The organism is Kribbella sp. NPDC051952 (assembly GCF_040680855.1).
In the GTDB taxonomy this organism is placed as follows: domain Bacteria; phylum Actinomycetota; class Actinomycetes; order Propionibacteriales; family Kribbellaceae; genus Kribbella.
This window is the reverse complement of the sequence record NZ_JBFAXQ010000015.1, coordinates 57,586-83,395: the sequence shown is the minus strand read 5'-3', so window position 1 is coordinate 83,395 and position 25,810 is coordinate 57,586. Positions and strand designations below refer to the sequence as shown.

General features: G+C 68.1%; 29 protein-coding genes and 1 tRNA gene. 15 read left to right on the top strand and 15 right to left on the bottom strand.

Annotated features, from left to right (window positions below):
* Nucleotide 1 precedes the first annotated feature (1 nt).
* On the bottom strand, nt 2-880 hold the full coding sequence (locus AB0L70_RS26240; RefSeq protein WP_363688534.1) for an SGNH/GDSL hydrolase family protein: 879 nt from the start codon (nt 878-880) through the stop codon (nt 2-4).
* A 186-nt stretch (nt 881-1,066) separates the two neighbouring features.
* Here AB0L70_RS26240 and AB0L70_RS26235 point away from each other — a divergent pair, with 186 nt between their 5' ends.
* Together AB0L70_RS26235 and AB0L70_RS26230 are read left to right on the top strand one after the other, a co-directional pair.
* Nucleotides 1,067-2,239: a Gfo/Idh/MocA family oxidoreductase gene (locus tag AB0L70_RS26235; protein ID WP_363688532.1), complete on the top strand. Its 1,173-nt coding sequence runs from the start codon at nt 1,067-1,069 to the stop codon at nt 2,237-2,239.
* Between the two features lie 161 nt (nt 2,240-2,400).
* On the top strand, nt 2,401-3,210 hold the full coding sequence (locus AB0L70_RS26230; RefSeq protein WP_363688530.1) for an SAM hydroxide adenosyltransferase: 810 nt from the start codon (nt 2,401-2,403) through the stop codon (nt 3,208-3,210).
* On the opposite strand, the gene AB0L70_RS26225 is transcribed toward AB0L70_RS26230, so the two are convergent.
* Nucleotides 3,207-3,821, bottom strand: a complete 615-nt coding sequence (locus AB0L70_RS26225) for a transcriptional regulator (RefSeq protein ID WP_363688528.1) — start codon at nt 3,819-3,821, stop codon at nt 3,207-3,209. The genes AB0L70_RS26230 and AB0L70_RS26225 overlap by 4 nt on opposite strands.
* The gene (locus AB0L70_RS26220) at nt 3,818-4,207 is read right to left on the bottom strand and encodes a hypothetical protein (RefSeq protein ID WP_363688526.1); all 390 of its coding nucleotides are present in this window, start codon (nt 4,205-4,207) and stop codon (nt 3,818-3,820) included. The genes AB0L70_RS26225 and AB0L70_RS26220 overlap by 4 nt, the downstream gene beginning before the upstream one ends.
* Before the next feature lie 59 nt (nt 4,208-4,266).
* On the opposite strand from AB0L70_RS26220, the gene AB0L70_RS26215 reads away from it, so the two are divergent.
* The gene (locus AB0L70_RS26215; protein ID WP_363688794.1) at nt 4,267-5,334 is read left to right on the top strand and encodes a PEP/pyruvate-binding domain-containing protein; all 1,068 of its coding nucleotides are present in this window, start codon (nt 4,267-4,269) and stop codon (nt 5,332-5,334) included.
* Here the strand turns inward: AB0L70_RS26215 and AB0L70_RS26210 are convergent.
* The 3 genes from AB0L70_RS26210 to bcp all read right to left on the bottom strand — a co-directional run bounded on the left by AB0L70_RS26210 (nt 5,286) and on the right by bcp (nt 7,943).
* Nucleotides 5,286-5,366, bottom strand: a tRNA-Leu gene (locus AB0L70_RS26210). The two genes, AB0L70_RS26215 and AB0L70_RS26210, sit on opposite strands and share 49 nt — an antisense overlap.
* A gap of 122 nt (nt 5,367-5,488) precedes the next feature.
* Nucleotides 5,489-7,129, bottom strand: a complete 1,641-nt coding sequence (locus AB0L70_RS26205) for a substrate-binding domain-containing protein (protein ID WP_363688524.1) — start codon at nt 7,127-7,129, stop codon at nt 5,489-5,491.
* A gap of 346 nt (nt 7,130-7,475) precedes the next feature.
* On the bottom strand, nt 7,476-7,943 hold the full coding sequence (gene bcp / locus AB0L70_RS26200) for a thioredoxin-dependent thiol peroxidase (protein WP_363688522.1): 468 nt from the start codon (nt 7,941-7,943) through the stop codon (nt 7,476-7,478).
* A 120-nt stretch (nt 7,944-8,063) separates the two neighbouring features.
* Here bcp and AB0L70_RS26195 point away from each other — a divergent pair, with 120 nt between their 5' ends.
* The 3 genes from AB0L70_RS26195 to AB0L70_RS26185 all read left to right on the top strand — a co-directional run bounded on the left by AB0L70_RS26195 (nt 8,064) and on the right by AB0L70_RS26185 (nt 9,777).
* A complete protein-coding gene (locus AB0L70_RS26195; protein WP_363688520.1) occupies nt 8,064-9,107 on the top strand; it encodes a glucose 1-dehydrogenase in 1,044 nt (347 codons plus the stop codon).
* Between the two features lie 71 nt (nt 9,108-9,178).
* A complete protein-coding gene (locus AB0L70_RS26190) occupies nt 9,179-9,442 on the top strand; it encodes a DUF3618 domain-containing protein (RefSeq protein ID WP_363688518.1) in 264 nt (87 codons plus the stop codon).
* A gap of 41 nt (nt 9,443-9,483) precedes the next feature.
* The gene (locus AB0L70_RS26185) at nt 9,484-9,777 is read left to right on the top strand and encodes a co-chaperone GroES (RefSeq protein WP_363688792.1); all 294 of its coding nucleotides are present in this window, start codon (nt 9,484-9,486) and stop codon (nt 9,775-9,777) included.
* 18 nt (nt 9,778-9,795) lie between these two features.
* Here AB0L70_RS26185 and AB0L70_RS26180 read toward each other — a convergent pair whose 3' ends face one another.
* From AB0L70_RS26180 to AB0L70_RS26170, 3 genes are read right to left on the bottom strand one after another with little or no spacing between them, the layout of a single operon-like run.
* Nucleotides 9,796-10,872, bottom strand: a complete 1,077-nt coding sequence (locus AB0L70_RS26180) for an amidohydrolase family protein (protein ID WP_363688516.1) — start codon at nt 10,870-10,872, stop codon at nt 9,796-9,798.
* On the bottom strand, nt 10,862-11,935 hold the full coding sequence (locus AB0L70_RS26175; protein ID WP_363688514.1) for an FAD-dependent oxidoreductase: 1,074 nt from the start codon (nt 11,933-11,935) through the stop codon (nt 10,862-10,864). The genes AB0L70_RS26180 and AB0L70_RS26175 overlap by 11 nt, the downstream gene beginning before the upstream one ends.
* Nucleotides 11,936-11,937: 2 nt before the next feature.
* A complete protein-coding gene (locus AB0L70_RS26170; protein ID WP_363688512.1) occupies nt 11,938-12,591 on the bottom strand; it encodes an FMN-binding negative transcriptional regulator in 654 nt (217 codons plus the stop codon).
* 63 nt (nt 12,592-12,654) lie between these two features.
* Between AB0L70_RS26170 and AB0L70_RS26165 the strand changes: the two genes are divergently transcribed.
* Both AB0L70_RS26165 and AB0L70_RS26160 read left to right on the top strand, forming a co-directional pair.
* Complete coding sequence (locus tag AB0L70_RS26165; protein ID WP_363688510.1) at nt 12,655-13,242, top strand: amidohydrolase family protein; 588 nt, start codon at nt 12,655-12,657, stop codon at nt 13,240-13,242.
* Nucleotides 13,243-13,273: 31 nt separating this feature from the next.
* Nucleotides 13,274-13,972 carry an amidohydrolase family protein gene (locus AB0L70_RS26160; RefSeq protein ID WP_363688508.1) on the top strand — a complete coding sequence of 233 codons (699 nt, stop codon included), beginning with the start codon at nt 13,274-13,276 and terminating at the stop codon, nt 13,970-13,972.
* Here AB0L70_RS26160 and AB0L70_RS26155 read toward each other — a convergent pair.
* Nucleotides 13,969-14,343, bottom strand: a complete 375-nt coding sequence (locus AB0L70_RS26155; RefSeq protein WP_363688506.1) for a DoxX family protein — start codon at nt 14,341-14,343, stop codon at nt 13,969-13,971. The two genes, AB0L70_RS26160 and AB0L70_RS26155, sit on opposite strands and share 4 nt — an antisense overlap.
* A gap of 86 nt (nt 14,344-14,429) precedes the next feature.
* On the opposite strand from AB0L70_RS26155, the gene AB0L70_RS26150 reads away from it, so the two are divergent.
* The 7 genes from AB0L70_RS26150 (at nt 14,430) to AB0L70_RS26120 (ending at nt 21,524) form a co-directional block, all read left to right on the top strand.
* Entirely contained in the window at nt 14,430-14,900 is a 471-nt protein-coding gene (locus AB0L70_RS26150; RefSeq protein WP_363688504.1) for a MarR family transcriptional regulator, read from the top strand.
* A 26-nt stretch (nt 14,901-14,926) separates the two neighbouring features.
* On the top strand, nt 14,927-16,027 hold the full coding sequence (dapC, locus tag AB0L70_RS26145; protein ID WP_363688790.1) for a succinyldiaminopimelate transaminase: 1,101 nt from the start codon (nt 14,927-14,929) through the stop codon (nt 16,025-16,027).
* 81 nt (nt 16,028-16,108) lie between these two features.
* Nucleotides 16,109-17,500, top strand: coding sequence for a M15 family metallopeptidase (locus AB0L70_RS26140; RefSeq protein WP_363688502.1), 1,392 nt, complete (start codon nt 16,109-16,111; stop codon nt 17,498-17,500).
* On the top strand, nt 17,497-18,276 hold the full coding sequence (locus AB0L70_RS26135; RefSeq protein ID WP_363688500.1) for a hypothetical protein: 780 nt from the start codon (nt 17,497-17,499) through the stop codon (nt 18,274-18,276). Before AB0L70_RS26140 ends, AB0L70_RS26135 begins: the two co-directional genes overlap by 4 nt.
* Nucleotides 18,277-18,319: 43 nt before the next feature.
* Nucleotides 18,320-19,474, top strand: a complete 1,155-nt coding sequence (locus AB0L70_RS26130) for an amino acid deaminase/aldolase (protein WP_363688498.1) — start codon at nt 18,320-18,322, stop codon at nt 19,472-19,474.
* Nucleotides 19,471-20,769, top strand: coding sequence for a D-arabinono-1,4-lactone oxidase (locus tag AB0L70_RS26125; protein WP_363688496.1), 1,299 nt, complete (start codon nt 19,471-19,473; stop codon nt 20,767-20,769). Before AB0L70_RS26130 ends, AB0L70_RS26125 begins: the two co-directional genes overlap by 4 nt.
* 32 nt (nt 20,770-20,801) lie before the next feature.
* Entirely contained in the window at nt 20,802-21,524 is a 723-nt protein-coding gene (locus AB0L70_RS26120) for a PIG-L deacetylase family protein (RefSeq protein WP_363688494.1), read from the top strand.
* A 104-nt stretch (nt 21,525-21,628) separates the two neighbouring features.
* Here AB0L70_RS26120 and AB0L70_RS26115 read toward each other — a convergent pair whose 3' ends face one another.
* From AB0L70_RS26115 to AB0L70_RS26095, 5 genes are all read right to left on the bottom strand, one after another.
* Nucleotides 21,629-22,042 (bottom strand): hypothetical protein, encoded by a 414-nt coding sequence (locus AB0L70_RS26115; RefSeq protein ID WP_363688492.1) that lies wholly within the window; start codon nt 22,040-22,042, stop codon nt 21,629-21,631.
* A 7-nt stretch (nt 22,043-22,049) separates the two neighbouring features.
* Nucleotides 22,050-22,994, bottom strand: a complete 945-nt coding sequence (locus AB0L70_RS26110) for an alpha/beta hydrolase (protein ID WP_363688490.1) — start codon at nt 22,992-22,994, stop codon at nt 22,050-22,052.
* A gap of 34 nt (nt 22,995-23,028) precedes the next feature.
* Nucleotides 23,029-24,075, bottom strand: coding sequence for a hypothetical protein (locus AB0L70_RS26105; RefSeq protein WP_363688488.1), 1,047 nt, complete (start codon nt 24,073-24,075; stop codon nt 23,029-23,031).
* Nucleotides 24,075-25,154, bottom strand: coding sequence for a hypothetical protein (locus AB0L70_RS26100; RefSeq protein WP_363688486.1), 1,080 nt, complete (start codon nt 25,152-25,154; stop codon nt 24,075-24,077). Before AB0L70_RS26100 ends, AB0L70_RS26105 begins: the two co-directional genes overlap by 1 nt.
* A gap of 65 nt (nt 25,155-25,219) precedes the next feature.
* On the bottom strand, nt 25,220-25,756 hold the full coding sequence (locus AB0L70_RS26095; RefSeq protein ID WP_363688484.1) for a DUF6817 domain-containing protein: 537 nt from the start codon (nt 25,754-25,756) through the stop codon (nt 25,220-25,222).
* Nucleotides 25,757-25,810 lie beyond the last annotated feature (54 nt).

The following is a 25,810-nucleotide window of genomic DNA, read 5'->3' as shown; positions in this document are numbered from 1 at the left end:
CCTATGCCTCCAGGCGCTGGACCTCCGAACCGGACGCGATGCCGGACGCCATGCCGGACGCCATGCCGGACGATGGCGGAAGCACGAGGGGACCAGGCGAGGGACGGAACTGGGTGACCGCCATCCGGGCCGCCCAAGGCAGCAGGTCGTTGGCCCGGCGCCCCAGCCACGGCACACCCTCCTTGACCAGCCAGACGGCGTCCGCCCACTTACCCGGCGACTTGTAGGCGCAGTCCAGCTCCGGCCGTACGTCGATCTGCACGCCACGCCGGACGAGTTCGTCCGCGAACGCCCTGGCCAGCTTGCGGTGACCGCGTTCACCCGGATGCAGTCGGTCGATGCTCCAGAAGTCCCGGCGGTACACCTCGGGGTAGTCGGCCATGTCCAGCCGGATACCACCGAACCTGGCGTGCAGGTCGTCGTACGCGAGGTTGACCTGCTCGATCCGGTTCCACAGCGGCCGGCGCAGCCACCTCGGCAGGCCGAACACCTGGCCGTGGTCGTGGAAGCGGACGGTGAGGAGGAGCGCGCCGCGGGCGGTCAGTTGCTCGGCGCACAGGTTCAGGTGCGCGCGGATCCGGCCGGCGTCGAAGGTGGAGCGCAGGGTGTCGTTCACCCCGACGATGAGCGAGGCGATGTCGATCGGGCCGGTGGAGACGGCATCGGGCAGTTGCTCGGTCGCGACCAGGGGCACGGTCGCGCCGCTGGTCGCGTAGTTGGAGAACGTCACACGGTGGGAACTGGCCAGGGAGTCGGCGAGCAGCGAGGCCCAGCCCCGCCACCCTTCGCCCGGGCGCGCGCCGGCACCGGATAGGTCGGTCGTACTGCTGCCGTTCATCGGGTCCCCGACACCCACGGTGGTCGAGTCCCCCAGTGCCACGTAGTGGAGGCTCACATTCCGCCATGGTGGGCGCACGGAGCGAGATCCCGGTGAGACCGAGGTTGCCGTCATGTCAACACCAACCGAGCATTGGGGTCCGGGCAGCGAGAGACAGGTCACCATTGAGTGGCGGAATTGCGCGGAGTTAGGCTGTTGCAAACAACTATGTGCAGGAGTTGCTAGCTGATGAGTGATCTTCGGTTTGGTCTGGTCGGACTCGGGTCCCGGAGCCGCCTGGCGCAGTACGCACACCGGCCCGGTGAGGGCTCCGCGATCGTGGCGGTGGCCGACCCGTCCGCCCCGCAGCGGGAGCTGACCCTCGAGCGGTACCCGGACGCGACGGCGTACGGCGACCACACCGAGCTGCTCGACCTGAAGCTCGACGGGGTCTTCCTGACCACACCGGACGACCTGCACGAGGGACCGGCGATCGACTTCCTCGAGGCCGGGGTGTCCGTCTTCGTGGAGAAGCCGCTGGCGATCACCACGGAGGGCTGCGACCGGGTGCTGCGGGCGGCGTACGACTCCGGCGCCCGGCTGTACGTCGGCCACAACATGCGGCACATGCCCGTGGTCCTGACGATGCGGCAGCTGATCCAGGACGGCGCGATCGGCGACGTGAAGGCGATCTGGTGCCGGCACTTCGTCGGCCACGGCGGCGACTTCTACTTCAAGGACTGGCACGCCGACCGCCGCCGCAGCACCGGACTGCTGCTGCAGAAGGGTGCCCATGACATCGATGTGATGCACTGGCTGGCCGGTGGCTATACGACCCGCGTGAACGCGATGGGCGCCCTCACCCTGTACGGCGGGATCGAGGACCGGCTCGACCGTTCGGACCAGCGGTTCGGCGACTTCGTGTCGGAGTCGAACTGGCCGCCGCTGGAGCAGAAGGGCCTCGCGCCGGTGATGGACGTCGAGGACCTGTCGACGGCGAATCTCCTGCTGGACAACGGCGTACTGATGACCTACGAGCAGTGCCACTACACGCCGGACTACTGGCGCAACTACACGGTCATCGGCACGCACGGCCGGCTGGAGAACTTCGGTGACACCGCCGGCGGTGTGGTGAAGGTGTGGAACAGCCGCCGCTCCGGCTACCGCGAGGACGCCGACCAGGTCGTCGAGATCGCCGGCGAGACCGAGCACCACGGTGGTGCGGACCCGCATCTGGTGGCCGAGTTCATCCGGTTCGTCCGTGACGGCGGCGCGACGCTCACGTCGCCGGTCGCGGCCCGGGCCGCGGTCGCTGCCGGGTACGCAGCCACGATGTCGCTGCGCTCGAACGGCACCCCGATGGACATCCCGCCGCTCGACCAGACCCTGATCAACTACTTCGACAACGGCCAGGTGCGTTGAGGTAGCATCCCGGATGTGACCCGGTACGCCGCACTGCGAATGCTGAGCCCTCGATGCGGAGGACTCTAGCGGCGTAGGCACATGTGCTTGCAGCGAGAGAGGCCCCCTGTGTCGGGGGCCTCTTTCATTTCCCCACAGCTGCAACCACCCAGGAGCCTTCGATGTACCCGATCACCTATGTCACCGACTGTTTCGACGGCAATGCCCGCGCCAGACTCAGCACCCGGATCGGCGCGCTGTTCGGCCGGTCGCCGATCATCGTCGCGGCCGACGGACCCGATCCGGAGTCGTTCGCCGCACTCACCCTGCTCGACTGTCTGAGATCGACCGAGTCCCTCGGTGCGGCCGGCCATCCGACCATCACGCTGCTCAACATCGCACCCCGCGACGGCGTCTGGCCGAACGGCGTCCCGTTCTGCTACTTCACCTACGGCCAGCACATCGTCGCCAGCACCTTCAACGCCCGCGCGCTGTCCTTGGTACGGCGTGAGCTCGGCATCGACCGGGTTCACGTCACCGACATCCGCGAGGTCATGGACGCGGCCGGGGCATGGGCCGACTTCAGTACGGCGGAACTCGAGAAGATCGTCACCACCCAGTTCCGCAGCCTGTGGTACCTACCTCTGCTGGCGAAGTGGGTCGCGGACGGGCATGCGGTCCCGTCGACGGCAACCGCCGTACCCGAGGTGCTGGACGGGGAGCCGACCGTGAGCGTGGTCGACAACTTCGGCAACTGCAAGCTGGACCGGCGACTCGAGCTCGTCCCGGGCGACTCCGTTCCGATCGGACGTGACCACACTGAAGTCACCTACTACCCGCACCTGACCGCCGTGCCTCGCGACACCCCAGGCCTGATCCCCGGCAGCTCCGGCTCCGACTTCACCGAGCTGGTGATCCGAGGTGGGTCGGCCGCTGCCTACTTCGGCTTGCAGCCTGGGGACGCGGTGCTGCAGCCCTGCCTGGTCAGCTAGTCGCCCCGGTGCAGGTTGAGGGTCGCGAGGAGGTCCTCGTGCAGCTCGAACCAGACGCGGTGGCAGGAGTCGACGTCGCTGCGGTCTACCCACGCTGTCTCGCCCGCGGTCGCGCGGGCGAGCGCGGCGGTGAAGCGAGTGTCGTAGCCGCGGAAGCGCGGGAGGATGCCGGCGAGGCGGGCGGCGAGCGGGCCGAGGGCGCGGTCGATCACAGCCAGCTCATGCAGTACGCCGGCATCCCACTCGGGATCGGAGTGGTCGTTCGCGGCTAGTGGTTCGGTAGAGGTCGGGCGCAGTTGCCAGTCGGTGCAGGCGCGTTGCAGGAGGGCATTGAGCGGCAGGAAGTCTTGGTAGACCGCCCGTACGGCGTCTGCGGCACCCGCGACTTCAGCCGCGAGTAGGTGCTCGTTCTGCTGCCGGCCTTCCTCGGTCAGCGACCATCCGCTCGTGCCGGCGAAGGTGGAGTACTCGACCCACCCCTGCGATTGGGCGTCGCGCAACAGCTCGTCGATCTGTTCAGCCGCAAGCCCGAAGCGCCGGGCAACTACTGGTGTCTCCGCAAACCCTGTCAGGCGTACGCCGTGCAACGCCAGCAGTATCGGCCGGGTCACGAGTCCATCCGTGCGGTCAGCCGGTTGAAGCGCTGCTGGCAGGCCTGCGGAGAGGAGAACCCCATCGCCGTGGCCATCTCCGCCCAGGTCAGGCCGGCGCTCCGAGCGGTGAAGTACAGGCCGGACTCGAGCTCCTCGACCTCGGCCCGCGCGGCCGGCAACAGGGCGAGCGCGGCGAGCAGGTCGTCGAGGTCCAGCTCGGAGGATCGCGACAGCGCGAATTGCACGAAGTCGACCGAGGACAACGGCATCGGCTCGGGCCGCCACGGCCGCGCGGGCAGCTCGTCCGCGCCCCGATCGAGGAGACGTACTCGCGCTCCTCGCTGGCGCTGGGCTTGGGCCTGATCGGCTTGGGCTGCCCGGGCTGGGTCCGGCTTGCGTCGCATGCCCACACGATGGATCATCAACAAAACGTTGTCAACGTTGTGTTGATAGGAGGAGCCGGATGCTGATTCCGTTGGCCGCGGCAACCGCCGATACGTGCGGTGGCAAGGCGGGCGGTCTTGGCGCGCTGATCCGGGCTCACCTCCCGGTCCCGGACGGGATCGTCGTGCCGTACGACGGCGAGCCACTTGTAGACGAGCTTGGGCGGTGGCTCGAGGCTGCGGGCGATCCGGTCGTCGCGGTCCGTTCGTCCGCTGCGAACGAGGACACCACAACGACGTCCGCGGCCGGGCAGCACGACAGCTTCCTCAGGGTGCAGGGTGTCGCGGCGGTGGTGGAGGCCGTGCGCGCCTGCCGGGCGTCGCTCTGGACGCCGCGCGCCATCGCGTATCGAGACGGGGCTGACTGTCCATCAATGGCTGTCATCGTGCAGCGACAGGTGGACGGAGAGGTCTCCGGCGTCATGTTCACGCCGGCGGATCCAGGCGGCGACACCTTGATCGAGGCGGCCTGGGGACTCGGGCCGAATGTCGTCGAGGGCCGGGTCACGCCGGACGCCTACCGCGTCGCTGCGGACGATTCCGTCACCCGCACGATCGTGGACGAGCCCACACTCACCGACGAAACCGCTGTACGGCTGGCACACCTGGGGTATGAGGTTGCCGCCGTACAAGGGAGTTCGCAGGACATCGAGTGGACGGTTGCCGACGGCCACCTTTGGCTCCTGCAGTCCCGCCCGGTGACCGCGCCACCTCCACCGGGTGGCGCCAGTACAGGGACTCCGGGCAGCCACGGTACGGCGACCGGCCCGGCCAGGATCGTTCGTGGGCCAGGAGATTTCCGGCGGGTGCGGCCCGGCGACATCCTCGTCTGCCGTTTCACCGACCCGGCCTGGACACCGCTGCTACGCATCGTCGCGGGCGTCGTCACCGAGATCGGCGGAGTCCTCTCGCACGCGGCGATTGTCGCCCGCGAACAGCACATCCCCGCGGTCCTGGGCGTCCCCGACGCCATGACCTACCTCGCCGACGGCGAACCCGTCACCATCGACGGCTCGACCGGAATCGTGTCGCAATCCGGTGCCAGAGGCGGGACTCGAACCCGCACGCCCGGGGGCACCGGCACCTAAAGCCGGCGTGTCTGCCGTTCCACCACTCTGGCTGGAGGGGGCTGCTCCCCTCGGTGAGACATCTTAGGGGAGCAGCCCCGATCTAGCGGCTTCGCCGGTCTGCCCAGCGGTCTGCCAAGCGGTTCTGCCTAGCGGTTCTGCACAGCGGTGCTGTCTAGCGGCTCTGCAGGGCGTCGATGAAGACCTTGCGGAGGTCACCCGGGTCGCGGGCGACGTAGGCCTGGCCGCCGGTGGCCGCGGCCAGGGTGCGGAGCTCGTCCGGGTTCGCGTCCGGCCCCATCCCGAGGGCGATGATGCGGACCGGGCGGGTCTCGTCTGCCTGGGCCTTGAGCCGGCGGACCGTCTCCTGCAGCGTCGGGCTGCCCGGGTCGTCGTTCTTGCCGTCCGTGAACAGCAGGACGGTGTTGACCGCGGACTGGTCGTACTGCTGGCGGACCTGGCGCACCGCCGCGATCGCGGTGTCGTACAGGCCGGTGCCGCCGTTGGGGATCGGGTGCTGGATCTTGAGCTGACCGAGGATCTTCCCGCGCTGGTTGTCCGACAGCGGAGCGATCGGGACCAGTTCCTTGTAGTCGGCCTTGTCCGTGCCGATCGTGGTCGAGAACGTCCACAGGCCGAGCGATGCGCTCGACGGGAACAGCGACAGACCACCCATGGCTGCCTCGATCGTCAGCTGCATCCGGGTCTTGTTGCCGACCTTCTCCGCCATCGACCCGGACACGTCGATCACGGCCAGCGAGTGGGTGGACAACGACAGGCGGGTCCAGTTCAGCAGCGCCTTGTCGATGCCCTGGCTGGTCGGCTTGGCCAGTTGAGTGACGTCGCCGACGCCGCGGCCGCCACTGAGCGGGCTCATCTGTGCGTCCCGGAAGCCGGCGTCGGCCCGGGCCTGGGAGTAGCTGTCGGACAGCATCTCCGCGGCCAGGGCGTTGGCGGCCGAGGTGGCCTGCTCGGTTTCGGACTTCGCCGTCACGACGATCGGGTAGTCCAGGAACAGCGTGCCGGTGCTCGGCACGATCGGCTTGAGCTGAGCGTTCGGGTTGGCTGCCTGCCACTTCACGAAGGCCTGCTCCGACGTCGGTACGACGGACTTGCTGCCCTCGACGGCCGCCCGGCTGAGCAGGGCGTTGCCATCGGTGAGCGGCTTGGCCATCGAGCCGAGGGCCTGCGCCAGCGGCACGATCACCTCCGACACCTGGCCGTCGGACGTGGAGGTCTTCTGCCGCTCCGACTGGATCGCCAGCAGCGTCAGCGCGCCGGCCGACGTGCTCAGCGGGTCCAGCAGCGCCGCCTCGTTCGGCAACGCCATCGTGCGCAGCCAGGAGGAGGTGTCGGCGAAGGCCGACTTCTGCCCGACCAGGACCATCGGTGAGGTAGCGATGGAGGGTACGGCGATGGTCGGCACGCTGTCGCCGTCGTCGGCCTGGGCCACCCACAGCGAGGAGTCCGGCACCCACAGGTCGGGCCGGCTGTCACTGCCGTTCGCGACGTCCTGGGCAACCTTCGACGAGGGCGCCGAGGTGATGGTGAACTGCAGACACGGAGTGTTGTTCTTACCGCCCTTGGTCGCCAGTGACTTGGCCGCCGTCTCCAGCGTGCCCTGCATCTCCGGTGTGGTGGTCAACTGGATCTGCGTCGGGTCGTCACACGACTTGCTGCCGCCCAGGAAGCCGTCGGCCCCCGACTCGGATCCGAACGACCGGACCACGAACACGGCACCCAGCGACAGCACGAGCAGACCAACCGCGGTGATGTACACCGTACGGCGGTTGTTGTTGGTGTTACTTCGTGTCACCGCAGAGGAATGTTTTCCCATCGCGGCAGTGCTCCCTCCCAGAGGCTGACTGCGCGCGCAGATTACCCGGTTTCGGCAGGTAGCGGCGAAAGACGCAACCGTTCTTGACACACCGTTCGATGAACGCCGGAGACCCCGCCAGTACCGCTCTTTCACAAGAACGCTGTAAAAATCACCGTACGTAGCGTGACGGCTGCGGTGTGGTGAGAAGTGGGTGTGATCCAAATCACACTACGACTTTGCTCAAACGACCGTCTCATGGACCACTCGTCATGAAACGGTCGAAGGTTTCCCTCCGAAGACGTGAGTGACAAGGTTGTCTTTCACACCAGGGTCACCACAGAGTTCACAGCCCGAGGTCGCGGCGCAGCTTCGCCACGTGCCCGGTCGCCTTGACGTTGTACTGCGCGATCGCGACCTTCCCCTCGGGGTCCACGACGAAGGTGGACCGGATCACGCCGGTCACCTTCTTCCCGTACATGGTCTTCTCACCGAAGGCGCCGTACGCCTGCAGTACTTCCTTGTCCGGGTCGCTCAGCAGCGGGAACGTCACGCCGTCGCGCTCACGGAACTTGGCCAGCTTGGCCGGCTTGTCGGGGGAGATGCCGAGGACGGCGTAGCCGGCGGCCTGGAGCGAGTCCAGCGAGTCCCGGAAGTCGCAGGCCTGCTTGGTGCAGCCCGGGGTCATCGCGGCCGGGTAGAAGTAGACGATCACGTTCTTCCCGCGCAGATCCTTCAGCGCGACGTCGTTGCCGTCGGCATCGGGAAGGGTGAAATCGGGTGCGGTGTCGCCGGCCGACAGACGTTCGGACATCAGGCCCTCCACGGGGATCGAGTGAACTGCGGGCAATGTTACGTGCGGAGGGCAGCTGCTCCGGCGGTACGGCGACGGCCGTTGAGGTGACCGTCGGCACGACCCGGTTAGCCTGAACGCATGCGGGCCATGACAGTCACGCCGGGAAAAGCCGACTCGGCAAAGCTCGGCGAAGTAGCAGAGCCACCTGAGGATGACGGCTCGGTTCTGGTGGAGGGTCTCTTCACGGGGATCTGCGGGACCGACATCGAGCTGGTCTCCGGTCTGTTCGGCACCGGCAGACCGGGCTCGGACCACTTGGTTATCGGCCACGAGTCGCTGGGTCGAGTGCTGGAAGCCCCTGCGGGCTCTGGCTTCAGTCCGGGCGATCTGGTCGCGGGAGTGGTCCGTAGACCCGATCCGGAGCCCTGCGCGGCCTGTGCGCGTGGTGAGTGGGACTTCTGCCGCAACGGGCTCTACACCGAGCGCGGCATCAAAGAGATGGACGGGTACGGCGCTGAGCGGTGGCGCGTCGACCCGTACTTCGCCGTACCCGTCCCGGCTGCGCTAGGGCACCTCGGCGTACTCGTCGAGCCGACCAGCATCCTCACGAAGGCGTGGGAACAGGTGGACCGGGTCGGCGCGCGCTCCTGGTACGGACCGGAGCAGGTGCTCATCACGGGCGCCGGACCAATCGGACTGCTCGCCGCACTGATCGCGACGCAACGCGGGTACGGCGTACATGTCCTGGACCGGGTCGTGGACGGGCCGAAGCCCGAGCTCGTGCGGGCGCTGGGCGGGACGTATCTCACCGACCTCCAGCAGCTGAGCGTCGTACCTGATGTGGTGATCGAGGCGACCGGCGTGGGGCAGGTTGTGTTCGACTGCGCCCAGCTGCTGCCGCCGGCCGGGGTGATGTGCCTAGCTGGAATCCACCCCGGTCCGGCGACGATCGACGTACAGCTCGATGCGCTGGTCCGCCAACTGGTGGTGCGCAACGCTGCGTTGGTCGGGACGGTGAATGCCGGTAAACGGCACTACGCGGACGCTGTGGACGTACTGGGCGCCGCCGACCGGTCCTGGCTCGAGCGGCTGATCACGCGGACCGTCCCGCTGTCCGACTGGCCGTCCGCATTGGTCCGGGAACCGGATGACATCAAGGTGGTCGTGGACTTGCGGGGATGACCTGCAAGGATGGGCAGTAGACAGGGCAGGCCCGGCCATCCCGGGGCAGGCCCGGAAGGGAGCGCCGACAGGTGTCGGACACGAAGGCTCGGACCGCCGAGCAGATCGAGGCGGACATCGCCGCCACCCGTGCGCGCCTGGCCTCGACCGTGGACGAGCTGGTCGACCGGGCGAACCCGAAGAACGTGGCCCTGCGGCAGGTCGAGCAGGCCAAGTCCCAGGTGTTCGACGAGAGCGGCCAGTTGCGCACCCAGAAGATCGTGGCGGTCGCCGGTGCGGCGGTCGGCGTGATCGGCGTCCTGCTGCTGATCCGCCGGCTGGTGGGTCGCCGGTGACGCCTCGCAAGAAGCTCTCTGACGACAAGCTGCCGATCCGGATGCTGCACGACCGGGTGCTGGTCTCGGTCGAGCAGGAGGGCGAGCGGAAGTCGTCGGCCGGCATCTTGATCCCGGCCACCGCGCAGATGGGCCGCCGGCTCGCCTGGGCGAAGGTGGTCGCGGTCGGTGCCAACGTGCGGACCGTCGAGGTGGCCGACCGGGTCCTGTTCGACCCGGAGGACCGGGCCGAGGTCGAGGTCCGCGGCGACGACTACATCCTGCTGCGCGAGCGCGACCTGCACGCGGTAGCGGCCGGCCGCCTCGAAGACGGCCAGACCGGCCTCTACCTCTAGATCTGGTAGAGCCGCCTTTTAGATCTGGTAGAGGCGTTGGGCGTTCTCGCGGCCCCACAGCCGGGCTACTCGTTCGGCGTCTGCGCGCGACCATTCACCCTGCTCCACGAAGCCGTTGAGCACTGTGTCGACGGCGCGGCGCCACAGGGCGGCTCCTAGGTAGTGCAGCTCGGCTGGGCCGGCGGCGTCCGACGAGTAGAGGAGTTTGGCGAAGGGCGCCAGCTCGAGGGACTCCGCGACGACGGCGGCTGCGCGGGCACCGACGTACATGGTGGTGAGGCCGACGTCGAAGCTCACGTGGGGGAAGACCTGCGCCAGATACCCGGCCTCGCGGTGGAACGGGTAGCAGTGCAGCAACACGACCGGTGTGCCGAGCGGCTCGACGAGGCGCAGCCACTCGGTGAGCAGGAGGGGATTGGCGGTGTGGAGGTTCAGATCCGGGTCGCCGAAGCCCGTATGCAGCTGCAGCGGAAGACCTCGTCGTACCCCCATCCACAGCAACCACCGCAGCAGGACCGGGTCGGTGACCCGCTCGGCTCCGGCGGCGTACCAGCGGTCGAGCGCGGTCAGGACCTCGGTGGCACTCGGCTCGGTCGGGTCGAGGTCGAAGCCGTGGCGGTAGGCAACGATGCTCTTCAGTCCGACCGCATCCGCGGTCCGCTCCGCCAACCGCCGTACGAAGGCATCAGGTACGGCGGCCGCGCTGGATTCGTGGGACGCGACGTACTCGAGCTCCGACTCGAGCCTGACTACCTCATGCGTACGCGCTCCACTCAGCGTCGCCAAGTCGTCCAGGTTGCCTAGATAACCGGTGTCGACGAGGTAGTCGCTGACACCTGCGGCGCGGAGGAAGACACTCGGGTCCTGCTGGGCCCGAGCGGCCAGGTAGTCGTCGGCCGAGGCATGTGGATCCAGTTCGAGCAGCGGTGCACAGTGTCGGCGGATGGCCAGCCCCAGTTGGGAGTCGAACGTCGACATCCCCGGTGGAACCGGCCGGTCCGACTCGGTGATGAGCTGCTCGAACCCGGCCCGATCGAGGGGACCTGTCACCACGCCGTGCACGTGATGGTCGATCAGCGGCAGGTCAGGCAGCATGACTCGCCAGCCGGAAGCGTGCGGGTATCTCGGCCTCGCCGATGACCAGGTCGCGGACGAAGGTGCCGATCAGTGGCACGAATTTGAAGCCCTGGCCGCAGAAGCCGACCGCGACCGTGATCGGTCCGGCCCGGTCGATGACGAAGTTGTCCTTCGGGGTGTTGTCGTACAGGCAGCTGATCGCTGTCGACCTGCTGCTGTCCAGGCTGGGGTACCACTCGTCGACGTACCGCACGAGCTTGGCGTCTCGTTCTGGCTCCACCGAGAAGTCCCGGGTGTCCGGGTCGACGACCGTCCCGCTGGCATGCAGTCCGACCTTCACACCGGACCCGGCCTCGAACAGCCCATAGGCGTCCGGACCCCAGTGCACGAAGCTCGGCCACTCCAGCTCGTCTGACCTAGGCGTGAAGAACCGAGGCTGCTCCTGAGTCACGGTCAGCTCCGGTAGTGGCACCAGTCCGGTCAGCAACTTGGGCGCCCACGACCCAGCCGTCACGACCACGTGCCGCGCCCGCACCGCACCGCCCGGTACGTCGAGCTCTACCAGCTCGTCGTGGACCCGCAGCGACCGCACTGGCGACTGCACGCGGAACTCCGCACCCAGCCGGGTTGCCACGGTCTGCAGTGCCTTCACCGTGCGATCGGCGTACAGGCGGCCTGAGCCGGGCTGGTACAGCACCGGTGTCTCGAAGCGGAAGCCCGGCCAGCGCTCAGTCGCTTCCGCCGGGGTCAGTACCTCACCAGTTGCCGCATGCAACGATCGGAACGTCTCGATGCCCTTGTCGTCGAGACCGTGGTCGATGCCGCCGGTGACCTCGAACAGCGTCTCCCCGGAGTCCGACTCCAGCTCCTGCCACAGCGGTCGAGCCTGCTCGGTCAGCCGGGCCACGTCGGCGTTGTCCGCAGCCGGCCGGAACAGCCGGGTGCCGCCATGCGATCCACCCCGGTCGTGGCCGAGCGTGAACTGCTCCAGTACGACGACCTCACGCCCGGCAGCCGCCAGTGCCCGCGCCGCCGCCGACCCCATCGCGCCGGCCCCCACCACAGCCACGTCGTACGTCATCGTCACCCCTTTACGCGACCCTCACCGTCGTACCGGTCGCGCATCAAGCCTTGCACTGCTTGGTGATCCGCGCGTGCTGAATCGTGCAGTGCGGCCATCGTGCCCACCCGGTCGCCTTCGGTTCGGTTCTGACCCATCTTGACCTTCGCGGTGACCTGCTCGGCCCGCAGCGTGAAGGCCTGCAGTTCCGGCAGCAGTTCGGTGGTCCGGTCGCGCGCCCACTCGTCCACCCGCCACCGGGCCTTCGCATCGTCTGGGTTGAGCGCCTGCTCGTGGTCCTGGACCAGCCGCATCAGGTGCACCCGTACGGCGTCCGGATCGTCCATCGGGACCGCCTGCCCGCGTACCTCGATCGCGACGAAGTTGTACGTCGGCAGTCCGCGGCTCGCGTACCACGCCGGGCTCACGTACACCGAAGGACCGACCACGCTGACCAGGATCCGCGCCTGTTGCCGGATCGACTCGGCGAACGGGTCCAGCCCGGCCACGTGTGCCACCAACTCGAGTCCGCCGGCGGAGTCCCGGCGTACCTGCACCGGCACGTGGGCGATCCGCAGCTCGGGCTCGTCCGTGATCAGGGTCGCGAAGGGGTGGGCCTCGATCAGCCGGGCGACCTCGTCGAGATCGGGTTCGGCGTAGTCAGGGTCGACGTACATGGACACTCCGTTCGCGTGGGCTGCTGAACCTGCGTCGGCTCCTGAACATGCAGAGTAAGGGCCATGACTGACCTTCTGCTTCGGCGCGTCCGCCTGGTCCGTGCTGGCCTGGCTGCCGATCCGGTCGATGTCTTGATCACCGATGGGACCATCGCGCGCGTCAGCCCGGTCGGCACCGAGTCCGTCGGTGAGGTGGTCGACCTGGACGGCCGCTACCTGATGAACGGTCTGTGGGACCACCACGTGCACTTCCAGCAGTGGGCGTTGTCCCGGCAGCACCTCGACCTGTCCGGTACGACGTCCGCCCGAGAGGTCGCCGATCGGGTCCGGGACCGCCTCGCCACCAACCCGCCCTCAGCCGGAGCCGGACTGCTCGGGTACGGGTTCCGCGACGGACTCTGGCCGGACCAGCCGCTCAAATCGATGCTCGACGAGGTCTCTGGGGACGTACCCGTCGCGCTGGCGAGTGCAGACCTACATAGCGGCTGGCTGAACAGCGCAGCGCTTCGGCTGATCGGTGCCGCGGATCGACCGAGCGGTGTGGTGCGGGAGACCGAGTTCGCGCCGGTGATGGCACTGATGCAGAGCGCCGCACCGTCCACCGCCTTGGTGACAGAGGCCGCGCAGGCCACAGGGGCTGCGGACGGGTGACGTCGTACCGGAGACCGGCGGGCTGGTCACGATGGGGCCGTTGAAGGTGATGACGGACGGGTCGCTCAACACGCGTACGGCGTACTGCCACGACCCCTATCCGGGACTGGACGACTATGGGCTGCTTGTCGTACCGCCTGAGGTCCTGGTGCCGCTGATGCGGAAGGCGCACGAGCATGGGATCGCGAGCACCATCCACGCGATCGGGGACCACGCCAACGGGCTGGTCCTGGATGCGTTCGAGACGCTTGGGATTGGCGGGACGATCGAGCATGCGCAGCTGATCGCACCGGCGGACTTCCCGCGGTTCAAGCAGCTGGGAGTGGCGGCGAGCGTGCAGCCGGTGCACGCGCTGGACGACCGGGATGTGGCGGATCGGCACTGGTCCGGGCGGACGGATCGCGCGTTCGCCTTTGCTGGTCTGCTGGCGGCCGGAGCCGAGCTGCGGTTGGGGTCCGATGCGCCGGTCGCGCCGCTCGATCCGTGGCTGTCGATGGCGGCTGCTGTACGGCGGTCGGACGACGGGCGGGAGTCGTGGCATCCGGAGCAGGAGATCCCGGTGACGGCTGCGCTGGATGCGTCGACGCGCGGCGGGCGGACGCCGGTCGAGGGTGGTACGGCGGATCTCGTCGTACTCGATGCCGATCCGGTGACGGCCGGCATCGACGACCTCCGCACCACCCCCGTGCACGCGACACTCGTCGCCGGGCAGTGGACCTGGCAGGCCTAGAAGCTGTTCGGGCCGAACCGGAAGATCGCCACCAGCAAGGCCAGGATCAGGATGACCACGTTGATCGCGACCGGCGGGAACTCCTTGCGGCGGCCGTGGGTCACGATCGCGCCGATCATGATCACGGCGAGTCCGGTCGCGGCCAGCGGGACCAGGATCGGGGCGATGTCGAGGGCGGCGGGCAGGATCAGCCCGATCGCGCCGAGGAGCTCGACGGCTCCGATGAACTTGACCGTGCCGGCCGAGAAGTCCTCGACCCACTTCATCTGCCCGGCCTGCAGCTTCTCCTTCGACTGCGACAGCTTGGTGATCCCCGCGGCGAGGAAGAAGGCGGCCAGGACCCCCGCGACGATCCACAGAAAGATGTTCATATCCCACTCTCGGTCATTGGTTGATGTATCAACTCAAACCTAGACCGGATGACTTGAAGCGTCAACTAAGTGGGTAGACTAATGCCGTGGCGGGGGAGACCGAGTGGTTGGAGCCGGACGAGCTGGCGACGTGGATGTCGCTGGCCGCCCTGATGTTCAAGCTGCCCGGCGTCCTGGACTACCAGCTGCAGCGTGACTCCGGGCTGACCCATTTCGAGTACCTCGTGCTCGCCGGGCTGTCGGAGTCGCCCGGCCGGTCGCGGCGGATGAGCGACCTGGCCGGCTTCGCGAACGGCTCGTTGTCGCGGCTCTCGCACGTGGTCAAACGGCTCGAACAGCGCGGTTTCGTCGACCGTCGGCCGGCCGAGGACGACGGCCGGATCACCGTGGCCACGATCACCGATTCCGGCTACGAGGTTCTCGTCGCCGCGGCGCCGGGTCACGTCACGACGGTCCGCGAGTACGTCATCGCCGGCCTCACCCCGGAGCAACTCGCCCAGCTCAAGGTCATCGCCGACCAGATCCTCTCAAGGGTCGATCCGGGTAAGCCCTGCTGAGCCGATCGGGAGACAATGGCCGGGTGATCTTCGAGACCTCCAGCCGGTTGCCCGATTTTCCGTGGGACAAGCTCGCCCCCTACAAGCAGAAGGCGGCCGAGCATCCTGACGGCATCGTCGACCTGTCCATCGGCAGCCCGGTGGACCCGGTCCCGGACCTGGTGAAGCAGGCCCTGGCCGACGCGGCGGACGCCCCTGGGTACCCGACCACCCTCGGTACGTCGGCCGCCCGGCAGGCGGCTGTGGACTGGATGGCCCGGCGGATCGACGTCACCGGAGTGGACCCGCAGACCGACGTACTGCCCGTGATCGGGACCAAAGAGTTGATCATGATGCTGCCGACGCTGCTGGGCATCGGCGCGGGTGACACGGTCCTCATCCCGGACCTGGCCTACCCGACGTACGAGGCGGGCGCTGCCCTGTCCCGTGCGACGAGCGTCCCCGTTGCGGACCCGACGACGTACGACGGGCCGGTCCGGGTGGCCTACCTGAACTCCCCGCGCAACCCGTCCGGTGAGATCACCTCGGCCGACGAGCTGCGCCGTACGGTCGAGTGGGCCCGGGCGAACGACGTACTGCTGGTCAGCGACGAGTGCTACACCGAGTTCGGCTGGGACGAGCGGCCGGTGTCCGTGCTGCACCCGGACGTCTGTGGTGGCAGCTTCGACAACCTGCTCGCGGTGCACTCGCTGTCCAAGCGGTCCAACCTGGCCGGCTACCGGGGTGGCTTCGTGGCCGGTGATCCGACGGTGGTGGCGGAGCTGCTCGCCGTACGCAAGCACGCTGGTCTGATGGTGCCCGCGCCGATCCAGGCTGCCATGGCTGCTGCGTTCGCGGATGACACGCACGTGGAGGAGCAGCGGGCTCGATACCTGCGCCGCCGGTCGGTACTGCGGGATGCGCTGACCGCTGCGGGCTGGGCGATCACCCTGTCCAACGGTGGGCTCTACCTGTGGGCTTCGCACCCGTCGTACGACGCTTATGGGTCGGTGGGAGCGCTGGCCGACCGGGGCATCCTGGTTGCGCCGGGCGCCTTTTACGGCACCGCGGGAGAGCGACACGTGCGGGTGGCCTTGACCGGGACCGACGAGCGGATCGATGCTGCAGTGAAAAGACTGCACGAATAAGAGAACTTTCCACGTCGAGTGTGACGTCTTCCTGTGTGACTGCCTCTTAAGGGGGTAGGTGAACTCAATGGAGGGGAAGGCATGCGCAACACGTGGCGTTCCATCGGGGTGGTGGGGGTGCTTCTGCTCGGGATGGTGCCGGTCGGCACCGCCCAGGCGGCAGATGATCCATCCGTAACACCATCGTCGCCGGCGACCGAGTCTCCGGCGACCGAGACGCCACCGCCTTCGGTGGGGAAGACTGCTGATCCCTCGGTGGTGACGCCTCCGCCCGCCGCCGAGTCCCCGTCGGTCACCCCGACGCAGCCGGTCACCCCCTCGCAGCCGGTCACTCCGGCGGCGGCCTGGTCGATCACGCTGGACCAGCCGGCGGCGTCCTGGGAGGACAAGCCGACGGTGTTCACCGGGAAGATCAGCCAGCCGATCACCGGCTCGTACATCACCCTGTGGCAGCGGGTCCCCGGTGCGTGGGTGCTGCGCGGTTCCACCCGGACCACCGCTGGTGGCGTGTACAAGTTCAGCTACACGTCGGCGTACACCGGGTCCTGGGCGTTCCGCACGATGATCGGGGTCAAGGACACGACTGCGCTGGCGATCTCGGCGTACCGGACCGTGCCGATCCAGGACCGGAAGATCGTGATCAACACCCCGGCCGCCTGGTACGCGACGCTGACCGGTGTGTCCGTGACCGGCCGGATGACTCCGGCCGAGCCGGGCAAGGAGCTCGCACTGCAGGACTACCTCGGCAGCGGCAAGTGGCGGCTGCTGGGCATCGCGAAGATGGATACGAAGGGCAACTTCCGGCTCCGGGTCCCCGACGACCTCCCGTCCACCCGGACCGTCCGCGTGCTGACCCGCTACGTCAGCCAGCCGGCAATGGAGTACTCAGGGCTCGCCAAGATCGTCATCAAGGCTGCACTGAACCCCAAGGTGTACGCCGTGTCGGCCGCGATGGTCGCGAACACTTACCGGGCGGGCTGCCCGGTCAAGCCGGCGTCACTGCGGCTGCTGCAACTGAACTACTGGGGTTTCGACGGCAAGGTGCACCGGGGTGAGCTGGTGCTGCGGGACGCCGCTGTGGCGAAGATGATCACGGTCTGGACCGCGACGTTCAACTCGAAGTTCCCGATCCGGCAGATGCGCCGGGTGGACGTGTTCGGCGGGAGCGACGTGAAGTCGATGGCCGCCGACAACACCTCGGCCTTCAACTGCCGCCGGGTCACCGGTGACCCCTACTCGCTCTCACCGCACTCGTACGGCTGGGCGATCGACATCAACACCGTGGAGAACCCGTACCTGGCCGCCAATGGCGTCTGGTACCCGTCGAACGGTCTCTCGTACCGCACCCGCACGCCGGCGCGTCCGGGCATGCTCTTCGCGAGCAGCGTGGCCACGAAGTCTCTGGTTGCCCAGGGCTATTTCTGGGGCGCCGGCTGGGCCAAGCCTGACTACCAGCACTTCGAGCCGAAGTGAAAGCACTCGTAGCCGCTGCGGTCTTCTCAGTCCTGCTGGTGGGCTGCAGCGGCTCGGGGGAAGCGGCCGAGTCCAAGCCGTCCGCGACCCCGACTCCGGTCATCCCCAGCACGGTGGGTGGGACGGTGCCGGTGCCGACCAACACGTTGAGCACGGTGAAGCCGACCGATGCGGCCGTTCCGCCGGAGGTGCCGGAGCAGGCGACCGCACCGCCTCCGGCTACGGCCGGTCCGCTCAGTGGGCGCAACCTGCCGACGCCGGACAAGCTCGGGGCCGGGTGGAAGACGTACGTCGACCCGGGTGGGGCGGAGGCGGGGTTCTTGGGCAACAAGACCTGGACCCGTCGCCGGGATGCGCATCAGGCGTCGTACGAGGCGCTGCCCTCCGGGTGCTCGGGGCAGCCGGTCGCGGGGTCGCTGCCGGTCCCGCAGTACGCGCTCTCCGGCACTTATCGCACGTCGGACACGCAGCCCGCGACTGCGTTGCTGCTGCGGTTCGCTGACGCTGCCAAGGCGACGGCGTACTTCACTGGCTATCAGAGTCGGATGAAGGCGTGCGGATCCGGTGGGGATCTGTCGGTCAAGGGGCTGTGGTCGGAGGACAGTGCTGCGGCGGCCGTTCGGACGTACGCGGGAGCCGAGTCGTACGTCGACGTCTCCGTGATGCACGGGTCGACGCTCGCGTTGCTCGCTGCGACCTCCGACAAGCCCGACACGCAGGCCGACTGGGCCCACGGCGTCGTACCAGCCTTCGAAGCCGTGATGGATTCGCCGTAGAAGCTGTATTACCTTTCAGTATTCCTTGACCTACACTCCGGTTATGGGTGACTTCGACCGGTATGCCCGCCTGACCGCGGACCTCGACGCGCCGTACGCGGTGGTCGACCTGGCCGCGTTCCGCCGGAACGCGGACGATCTGGTCCGGCGGGCCAACGGGACGCCGATCCGGATTGCCTCCAAGTCGGTGCGTTGCCGCGCCCTGATCGCGGCGGCGCTCGAGCGGCCCGGGTTCCACGGCGTGATGAGTTACGCGCTCCCCGAGGCGCTCTGGCTGGCTCAGAACGGTGTCGACGACATCCTGCTCGGGTACCCGACTACGCACCGCACCGCCCTGCGAGCCCTCTCCGAGGACTCCGAGGCGGCTGGTCGGATCACGCTGATGATCGACTCGCCTGAGCACCTCGAGTTCATCAAGTCGGTCGCCACGGGGAGCGCGCGCATCCAGGTCTGCCTGGACGTGGACGCGTCGTTGCGGGTCTTCGGCCAGCATCTCGGCGTACGGCGTTCTCCGCTGCGGACCCCGGCTGACGTCGCCGACCTCGCTCGTACGGTCGCCGCGGACGACGCCTTCGAGTTGGTCGGGGTGATGTTCTACGAGGCCCAGATCGCCGGACTCCCTGACACCTCACCGGCTGTGCGTTGGGTGAAGCGCCGTTCGGCCGCTGAGCTTGCCGACCGCCGTGGTGCGGTGGTCGACGCGGTCAAGCAGTTCGCACCGCTCCGCCTCGTCAACAGCGGTGGCACCGGCAGCATCGAGGTCAGCAGCGCCGACCCGGTCGTCACCGAGGTCACCGCGGGCTCGGGCCTCTACGGACCGACCCTCTTCGACAAGTACGACGTATTCCAGCCGGAACACGCGGTCGCCTACGCACTGGACGTCGTACGCCGTCCTGCGCCGCGGATCGCCACGCTCTTCGGTGGTGGTTATGTCGCCTCGGGCCCGGCGAAGAAATCGCGCCTGCCTTCGCCGACGTGGCCGGCCGGCTTGAAGCTTTTGGGCACAGAAGGTGCCGGAGAAGTGCAGACTCCGGTCCTTGGGAGTTCCGCCGCTGGGCTGCATCTTGGAGACAGAGTTTGGATGCGCTATGCGAAGGCGGGCGAAATGCTGGAGAGATTCGAGGTCGTGCACGCGATCGATGGTGACGAGTTGACGGAGCTCGCCACCTACCGGGGCGAGGGGAAGAACTTCGGATGAGCACCTGGCGGAACTGGGCGGGCACCGAGTCCGCCACCGGTGTGGAGGTCCTGCAACCAACTTCGGTCGACGAGCTCGCGGCGGCGGTGAAGACCGCCGCCGAGCAGGGCAAGAAGCTCAAGGCCGTCGGTGCCGGCCACTCGTTCACGGGCTGCTCGGTGCCCGAGCAGGTGATGATCCGGATGGAGGGCCTGTCCTCGATCCTCCATGCGGACAAGGGATCCGGGCTGGTCACGGTCGGCGCGGGCACCGGTCTGCGCAAGCTGAATGCCGGCCTCGCCGCCTTCGATCTGGCGATGGCGAATCTCGGCGACATCGACAAACAGACGATCTCCGGCGCGGTCTCCACCGGGACCCACGGCACCGGTGCGCGCCTCGGTGGTCTGGCTACCCAGATCGTTGGGCTAGACCTGGTCACGGCGGACGGTTCGGTGCTGCACTGCTCGGCGGAGGAGAATCCGGATGTCTTCGCGGCCGCCCGAGTGTCGGTCGGTGCGCTCGGCGTGATCAGTTCACTCACGTTGCAGTGTGTGCCGGCATTCCTCCTGCGGGCACAGGAGATGCCGCTTCCGCTGGGTGACGTGCTGCAGGGGTTCGATGAGTTTGTCGATGGCAACGATCACTTCGAGTTCTACTGGTTCCCGCACACGGACATCGCGCTGACCAAACGCAACAACCGGGTCGCGGCCGGCGTCGAGGCGTCCCCGGTCGGCCGGGTCCGCGGCTGGATCGACGACGAACTCCTGTCCAACAAGGTCTTCGAGCTGACCAACCGGCTGGCGATGCGACGACCCGGCCTGGTTCCGCGGATCAACGGGCTCGCGTCCCGTGCACTGTCCGCCCGCGAGTATGTCGACGCGTCGTACAAGGTGTTCTGCTCCGAACGCAACGTGGTGTTCCGCGAGTCCGAGTACGCCGTACCGCGGGAGCATGTGGTCGAGGTGATCCGCCGGTTGCGGGACTGGATCGACAGTTCGGGTCACCACTTCCCGTTCCCGATCGAGGTCCGGGTGGCGGCGGCGGACGACATCTGGTTGTCCACGGCGTCCGGGCGGGACACGGCGTACGTCGCGATCCACCAGTACCACCGGTTGCCGCACGAGCCGTACTTCCGTGCGTTCGAGCGCATCGTGGCCGACTACAACGGTCGTCCGCACTGGGGGAAGCTGCACACGCTTACCGCCGCCGACCTTCGGACCCGCTACCCACACTTCGAGGACTACCTCGCCGTCCGCGACCGGCTCGATCCACGGCGAACCTTCGAGAACCCGTACACCCGCCAGATTTTCGGCTGAGCCCGGGCTCCGGATCAGGTTAGTCTGCCGACATGAATGCTGTGGAGGGGCTCGAACCGGTAGTCGAGGATTGGCAGAAGGCACTCGCGGTGGTCGCACACCCGGATGATCTGGAGTTCGGGACGGCGGCGGCGATCGCGCGGTGGACGGCGCAGGGCAAGGAGATCGTGTACTGCATGCTGACCTCCGGCGAGGCCGGGATCGACGGCGTCGCGCCGGCCGAGTGCGGTCCGTTGCGCGAGGCCGAGCAGATCGAGTCGGCCCGGATCGTCGGGGTCTCGGCGGTCGAGTTCCTCGGCCAGCCGGACGGCACGATCGAGTACGGCGTACCGCTCCGCCGGGTCATCACGGAGGTGATCCGCCGGCACCAGCCGGAGATCGTGATCACCAACAACTTCCGGGACACCTGGGACGGCGCGACGACGCTCAACCAGGCCGACCACATGAACACCGGCCACGCCACGTTGGACGCCGTTCGCGATGCCGCCAACCGGTGGATCTTCCCGGACGCGGGGGAGAAGTGGGGCGGCGTACGTCAGGTCTGGGCGGGTGGATCGCCTGGGTCGAAGCATGGTGTGGACACCACGGACACGTTCGACATCGGGGTCCAGTCGCTGAAGGCGCACAAGGCTTACATCGACGGTCTCAACTGGCCGCACTTCGACCCGGAGGAGTTCCTCGAAGGCGCGTCACGCCCGACCGGCACGCTCCTCGGGACCAAGTACGGCGCCCGCTTCGAGGTCTTCGACATGTGACCAGCTACTCGCGCTGGCTCGAGGGCCGCGTATTAGCCATTCGCGCGGTAGCTCGAGGGCCGCGTGTGAGCTATTCGCGCGGCAGGTCGACGGCCGCGTGTGAGCTATTCGTGCGGTAGGTCGAGGGCTGCGTTCAGGTGTGGCGGGGCGGGCTTCGGGCGACGAGGCTCGCGGTCGCCCGCGGTATCCGGGCCGGGCGGCGTGCTCGGCCCGACCCACGAACGGACCAGGGTCCGGCCGTTGCGGGAGAGCCGGTGCAGGTCGATCTGCTGGACCTGGCTGGCCGGGATCCCCAGCTGGATCAGACTGCGGTTCGCCATCTCGCACGCCGTGTCGTGCTTGCGCGGCGAGAACTTCTGCTGCAGCACGACGGCGATCGAACCGTCCGGCAGGTCCTCGACCCGCTGGAGCCGCATGCCCTTGTCCAGGCTGAAGGATTTCAGCGACAGCTTGAGGTAGTCGGAGTCGGAGAGTCGTCGGTCGGTCTTCGCACGCGCAACCACTTCGTAACGGGCCATATCTCGATCATCCGTCGCCCTCGGCCCGATTTCCAGCGAGACCGTTGATCGCTGCCGCGACTTCGGTCGGGTTGGAGATCGGGGTCAGGTGGTTGGCGTCAGGAATCAGCGTGGGCGGCGGGGCGCCGATGCGAGTGGCCGTTTCGGTCGCGTTGCCGCCGTTCGTGTCGAGTGCGCCGAAGACCACCGACTTCGGGATCGCGAGGTCACGGAGCTTGGTCAGCCGCTCGGCGGAGACCGCGGGAATGCCGTGGGCGGTCATCTGCCAGACCGCCTTCTCCGCGCCGGGCTGACGGAACGGCCGGGTCCATTGATCAACATCCGGCGCGGGGCAGTCGGGCGCGCAGACGCCGTTGTAGATCTTGCGAATCAGCCAGTCCGATCCCAGCACGAGCCGCAGCAGCGTGGTCCGGTACGGCGGAACGACCAACGGCCGCGGTCCGTCGTTGGGCAGCGGCAGTCCGTCGCCGTCGAGGAACATGATGCCGCCGATCCGCGCCGGCGCTTCCAGCGTCGCCTCGGCCGCGATACCCGCACCCAGCGAATGCCCGACCAGGATCGGCCGCGGCTCGCCCGGACCACCCAGGTGCATCGCATCCAGGAACCCGAGGAGCTGCGCGGTCAGGTGCTCGATCGTGTACGGCGCCTTGCGCTCGCTGTAGCCGTATCCGGTGATGTCGTACGCATAGACCCGGTGATTCTTCGCCAGCAGTGGCACGAGCCGGGACCAGGTGTCGACCGATTCGACCGCGCCATGGACGAGCACGATCGGCGTTCCCGTCGTACCCCAGCTGTCGTAGCGGGTCTTGACGTCTCCGGTCTGGACGAACTTCAGGCCGGGCGGTGGTTCGGCGGTTCCGTTCGTGAAGGCGTTGTAGCCGAGCGATGCGATGGTGATCGCCAACCAGAAGGCCAAGATGCCCAGCAGCAGCCGACGCAGGAACCGTTTCACACGCCCAGTCTGCGTGGTGGGCTGTAGTGCCGAGTCAGAGGCCGCGGATGACGAAGCTCTTGCTGACTCCGGCCTGGTAGCGGGTGCAGGTCGGGAAGGACACCCGGTAGAGGACATTGCCGGCGTACGGCGGCTGGGCGAGGACGGTGAAGCGTCCGCTCGAGCGGACGGCTGCCTGGCTGGCGGTGCGCCATTGGGTGGCGCCGAGCAGTCGCTGCAGGACGACGAGACAACCCGCGGGCGCACCGGCGACCGAGCCGTTGACCGGCACGACTGTCCCGACCGACGCGCTTGCCTTCGATGGGACCGCGGCCACGATGCCCGGCCGCGCTACCAGGAAGGTGAGCGAGAGCTTGTCGAACGGGCCGTTGATCAGCCGGACGCAGGTGACGCTGTCGGCCAGCCCGCCGGTGTACGACTCCTCGACCACCCCGGCCGGGTTGCTGCGCGGGCCCTCGCTGACCGCGATCTGCTTGCACCACGCGGCGGCCAGGAGCCGGATCGGGATCCCGGTCCCGTACGGCTTCCCGGTGGCGGAGTCCGTCACCGCGCCCCGGACCGTGAACCCGGACCCGAACGGCACGACGCGAGGAATGACTGTCGCGCTCAGCTTCGGCAGATGGAAGCCGGCCACGGTCAGATTCGGCCCGACGAACGGGGTCGGGTCGATCGGATTGTTCCCGCTCGCGTTCACCGTGTAAGGACCGACCTGTACGGCGCTCACCTGGAAGGTCCCGTTCGCCGTCGAGGGCACGTTCAGCGTGCCGAGCCACTCGCCGTCCTGGGTCGTGCCGGACACGCGGGCCAGGTCGATCGCGATCATCGTCGCGAGCTGCCCGGTCCCGGCCGTGCGCTTCAGGAACACGACCAGCTGAACATACGGGCTGTCCGAGTCGTAGCTCGCCTTCACCCGCACCGACACCGGCACGGTGTTCATGCCGGAGACGGCGACCGAGGTACGTCCGAGCGTGACGCTGGTAACCGTCAGCTTGGGGTCCGGAACGCCTTCGGCTGCAGGGATCGCGACCAGGGTCGACCCGATCACGGCCAGCGCCGTGAGCACCGCGCGCAGGGTTCGCATCAGATCCCCCGGATGACGAAGCTCGTGCTGTACCCCGCCTGATACCTCCCGCAGCGCGGGAAGTAGACGCGGTAGATCAGGTTGCCGGCGTATGGCGGCTGGGCGAGCACTGTGAACCGTCCGCTCTGCCGCACGACGTCCTGACTGACCGCGCGCCACGCCGTCGCGCCGTACAGGCGCTGCAGGATGACCGGGCAGCCGGACGCAATGCCGGCGACGGTGCCGTTCACCGGGACGATGGTGCCGACCCGGGCACTGGTCTTGGACGGCGCTGCGCTGACGATGCCCGGACGGCTGACCGACCAGCCCAGTCCTGCGGTGTCGAACGAGCGGCCGCGGAGCCGGACGCAGTTCAGAGCATCTCCGGCGGCAGCCGGGTAGGCGCGGTCGACGATGCCGGAGGTGTTGGTGAGGTAGCGGTCGCCGTCGTGCTCGACGCAGAGGTTGTCCCAGGTGATCTGGACGTTGATCCGGCTGCCGTACGCCTTGCCGGTCGCGGAGTCGGTGATCGCGACCCGGGCTGTGTACGCCGATCCGAACGGGACCACCTTCGGGATGATCGAGACGCCGATCTTCGGCAGGTGGAGACCGGTGACGGCGAGGTTCGGGCCGGCGAACGGGGTCGGCGTCGTCATGCTGCCGTCGGAGCCGTCGATGATCTGGCCGCTCATCACCCCGGTGACCGTGAACGTTCCGTTCGCTGTCGACGGCACGTAAAGGAAGCCCTTCCAGGTGCCGCTCTGGACGGTTCCGGAGTCCAGCGTCAGCAGGCCCGCGACCATCTGCCGCACCGGTCCGCTGCCGCCGCTGCGGTTCAGGAACACGTTGAGATAGATGGGGTTCGCGTCGGTCGTGGCGTAGCCGCCGACCACGGTGACAGGCACTGCGACGGTGTTGAGTCCGGAGACGGCGACCGACGTACGTCCGAGTGTGACGTTGGTGATGGTCAGCGCCGGATCCGGCGAGTTCACCTTCGCTGGTACGGCGCTCGCGGCCGGAGCCACCACCGCGCCGAGCACCAGAGCAACCGACGCGGCCAAGGCCGCCCACCCCTGTGATCTCCAGCCCCCTGCAGTCATTTCCGCAGCGTGGCACGGGAAGGGACGCGCTGCCTAGTTCACAGTCGCAGGTAGAGCTTAACGATCTAGACCTGAAGCATCCGGTTGGCGTCGGCGAGGACTGCGGGGGAGGCCAGGGACTGCCAGCGCGGGACCTGTTCCTGGAGGAACGGCCGCAGTTTGGGGGCCAGGGCCGGGGCGTGCTCGAGGACATCCAGTTCGTTGACGATGGTGAGGTCGACGAACTCACGGAGGTCCGCGGTGGAGAGCTCCTCCGACGTACCGGTGAAGCGGTCCGCGACCGTGCAGTGCTCGGCGAGGTCGCGCCAGGTGGTCTCGCGGTCGCAGGAGCCATACCGATAGACGATCAGCTCCGCCTCGGGACCGATCACGGACTCCAGGACCGGGCGCTCGGTCTGCCAGTCGAACAGGTGCGTCGGAAAACCGTCGGTCCCGTACGCCGCGTGGGCGAGGCCGGCCAGGACGAGGGTGTCGGAGGCGCCGAGGGAGGTCAGGCGCTTGGCAACGCGGTGGAGATGGACGTACAGCGTCCCGCCCGCGTGCTCGAGCTCATCCGCGCCGCGCACCAGCAGCAGCGATCCCAGGTCCTGGAAGGTACTCATCTGACCCCTTCGGTTCGGAGCGGTCAGGGCCTGGTGGGATCGGCCCAGAAAAAC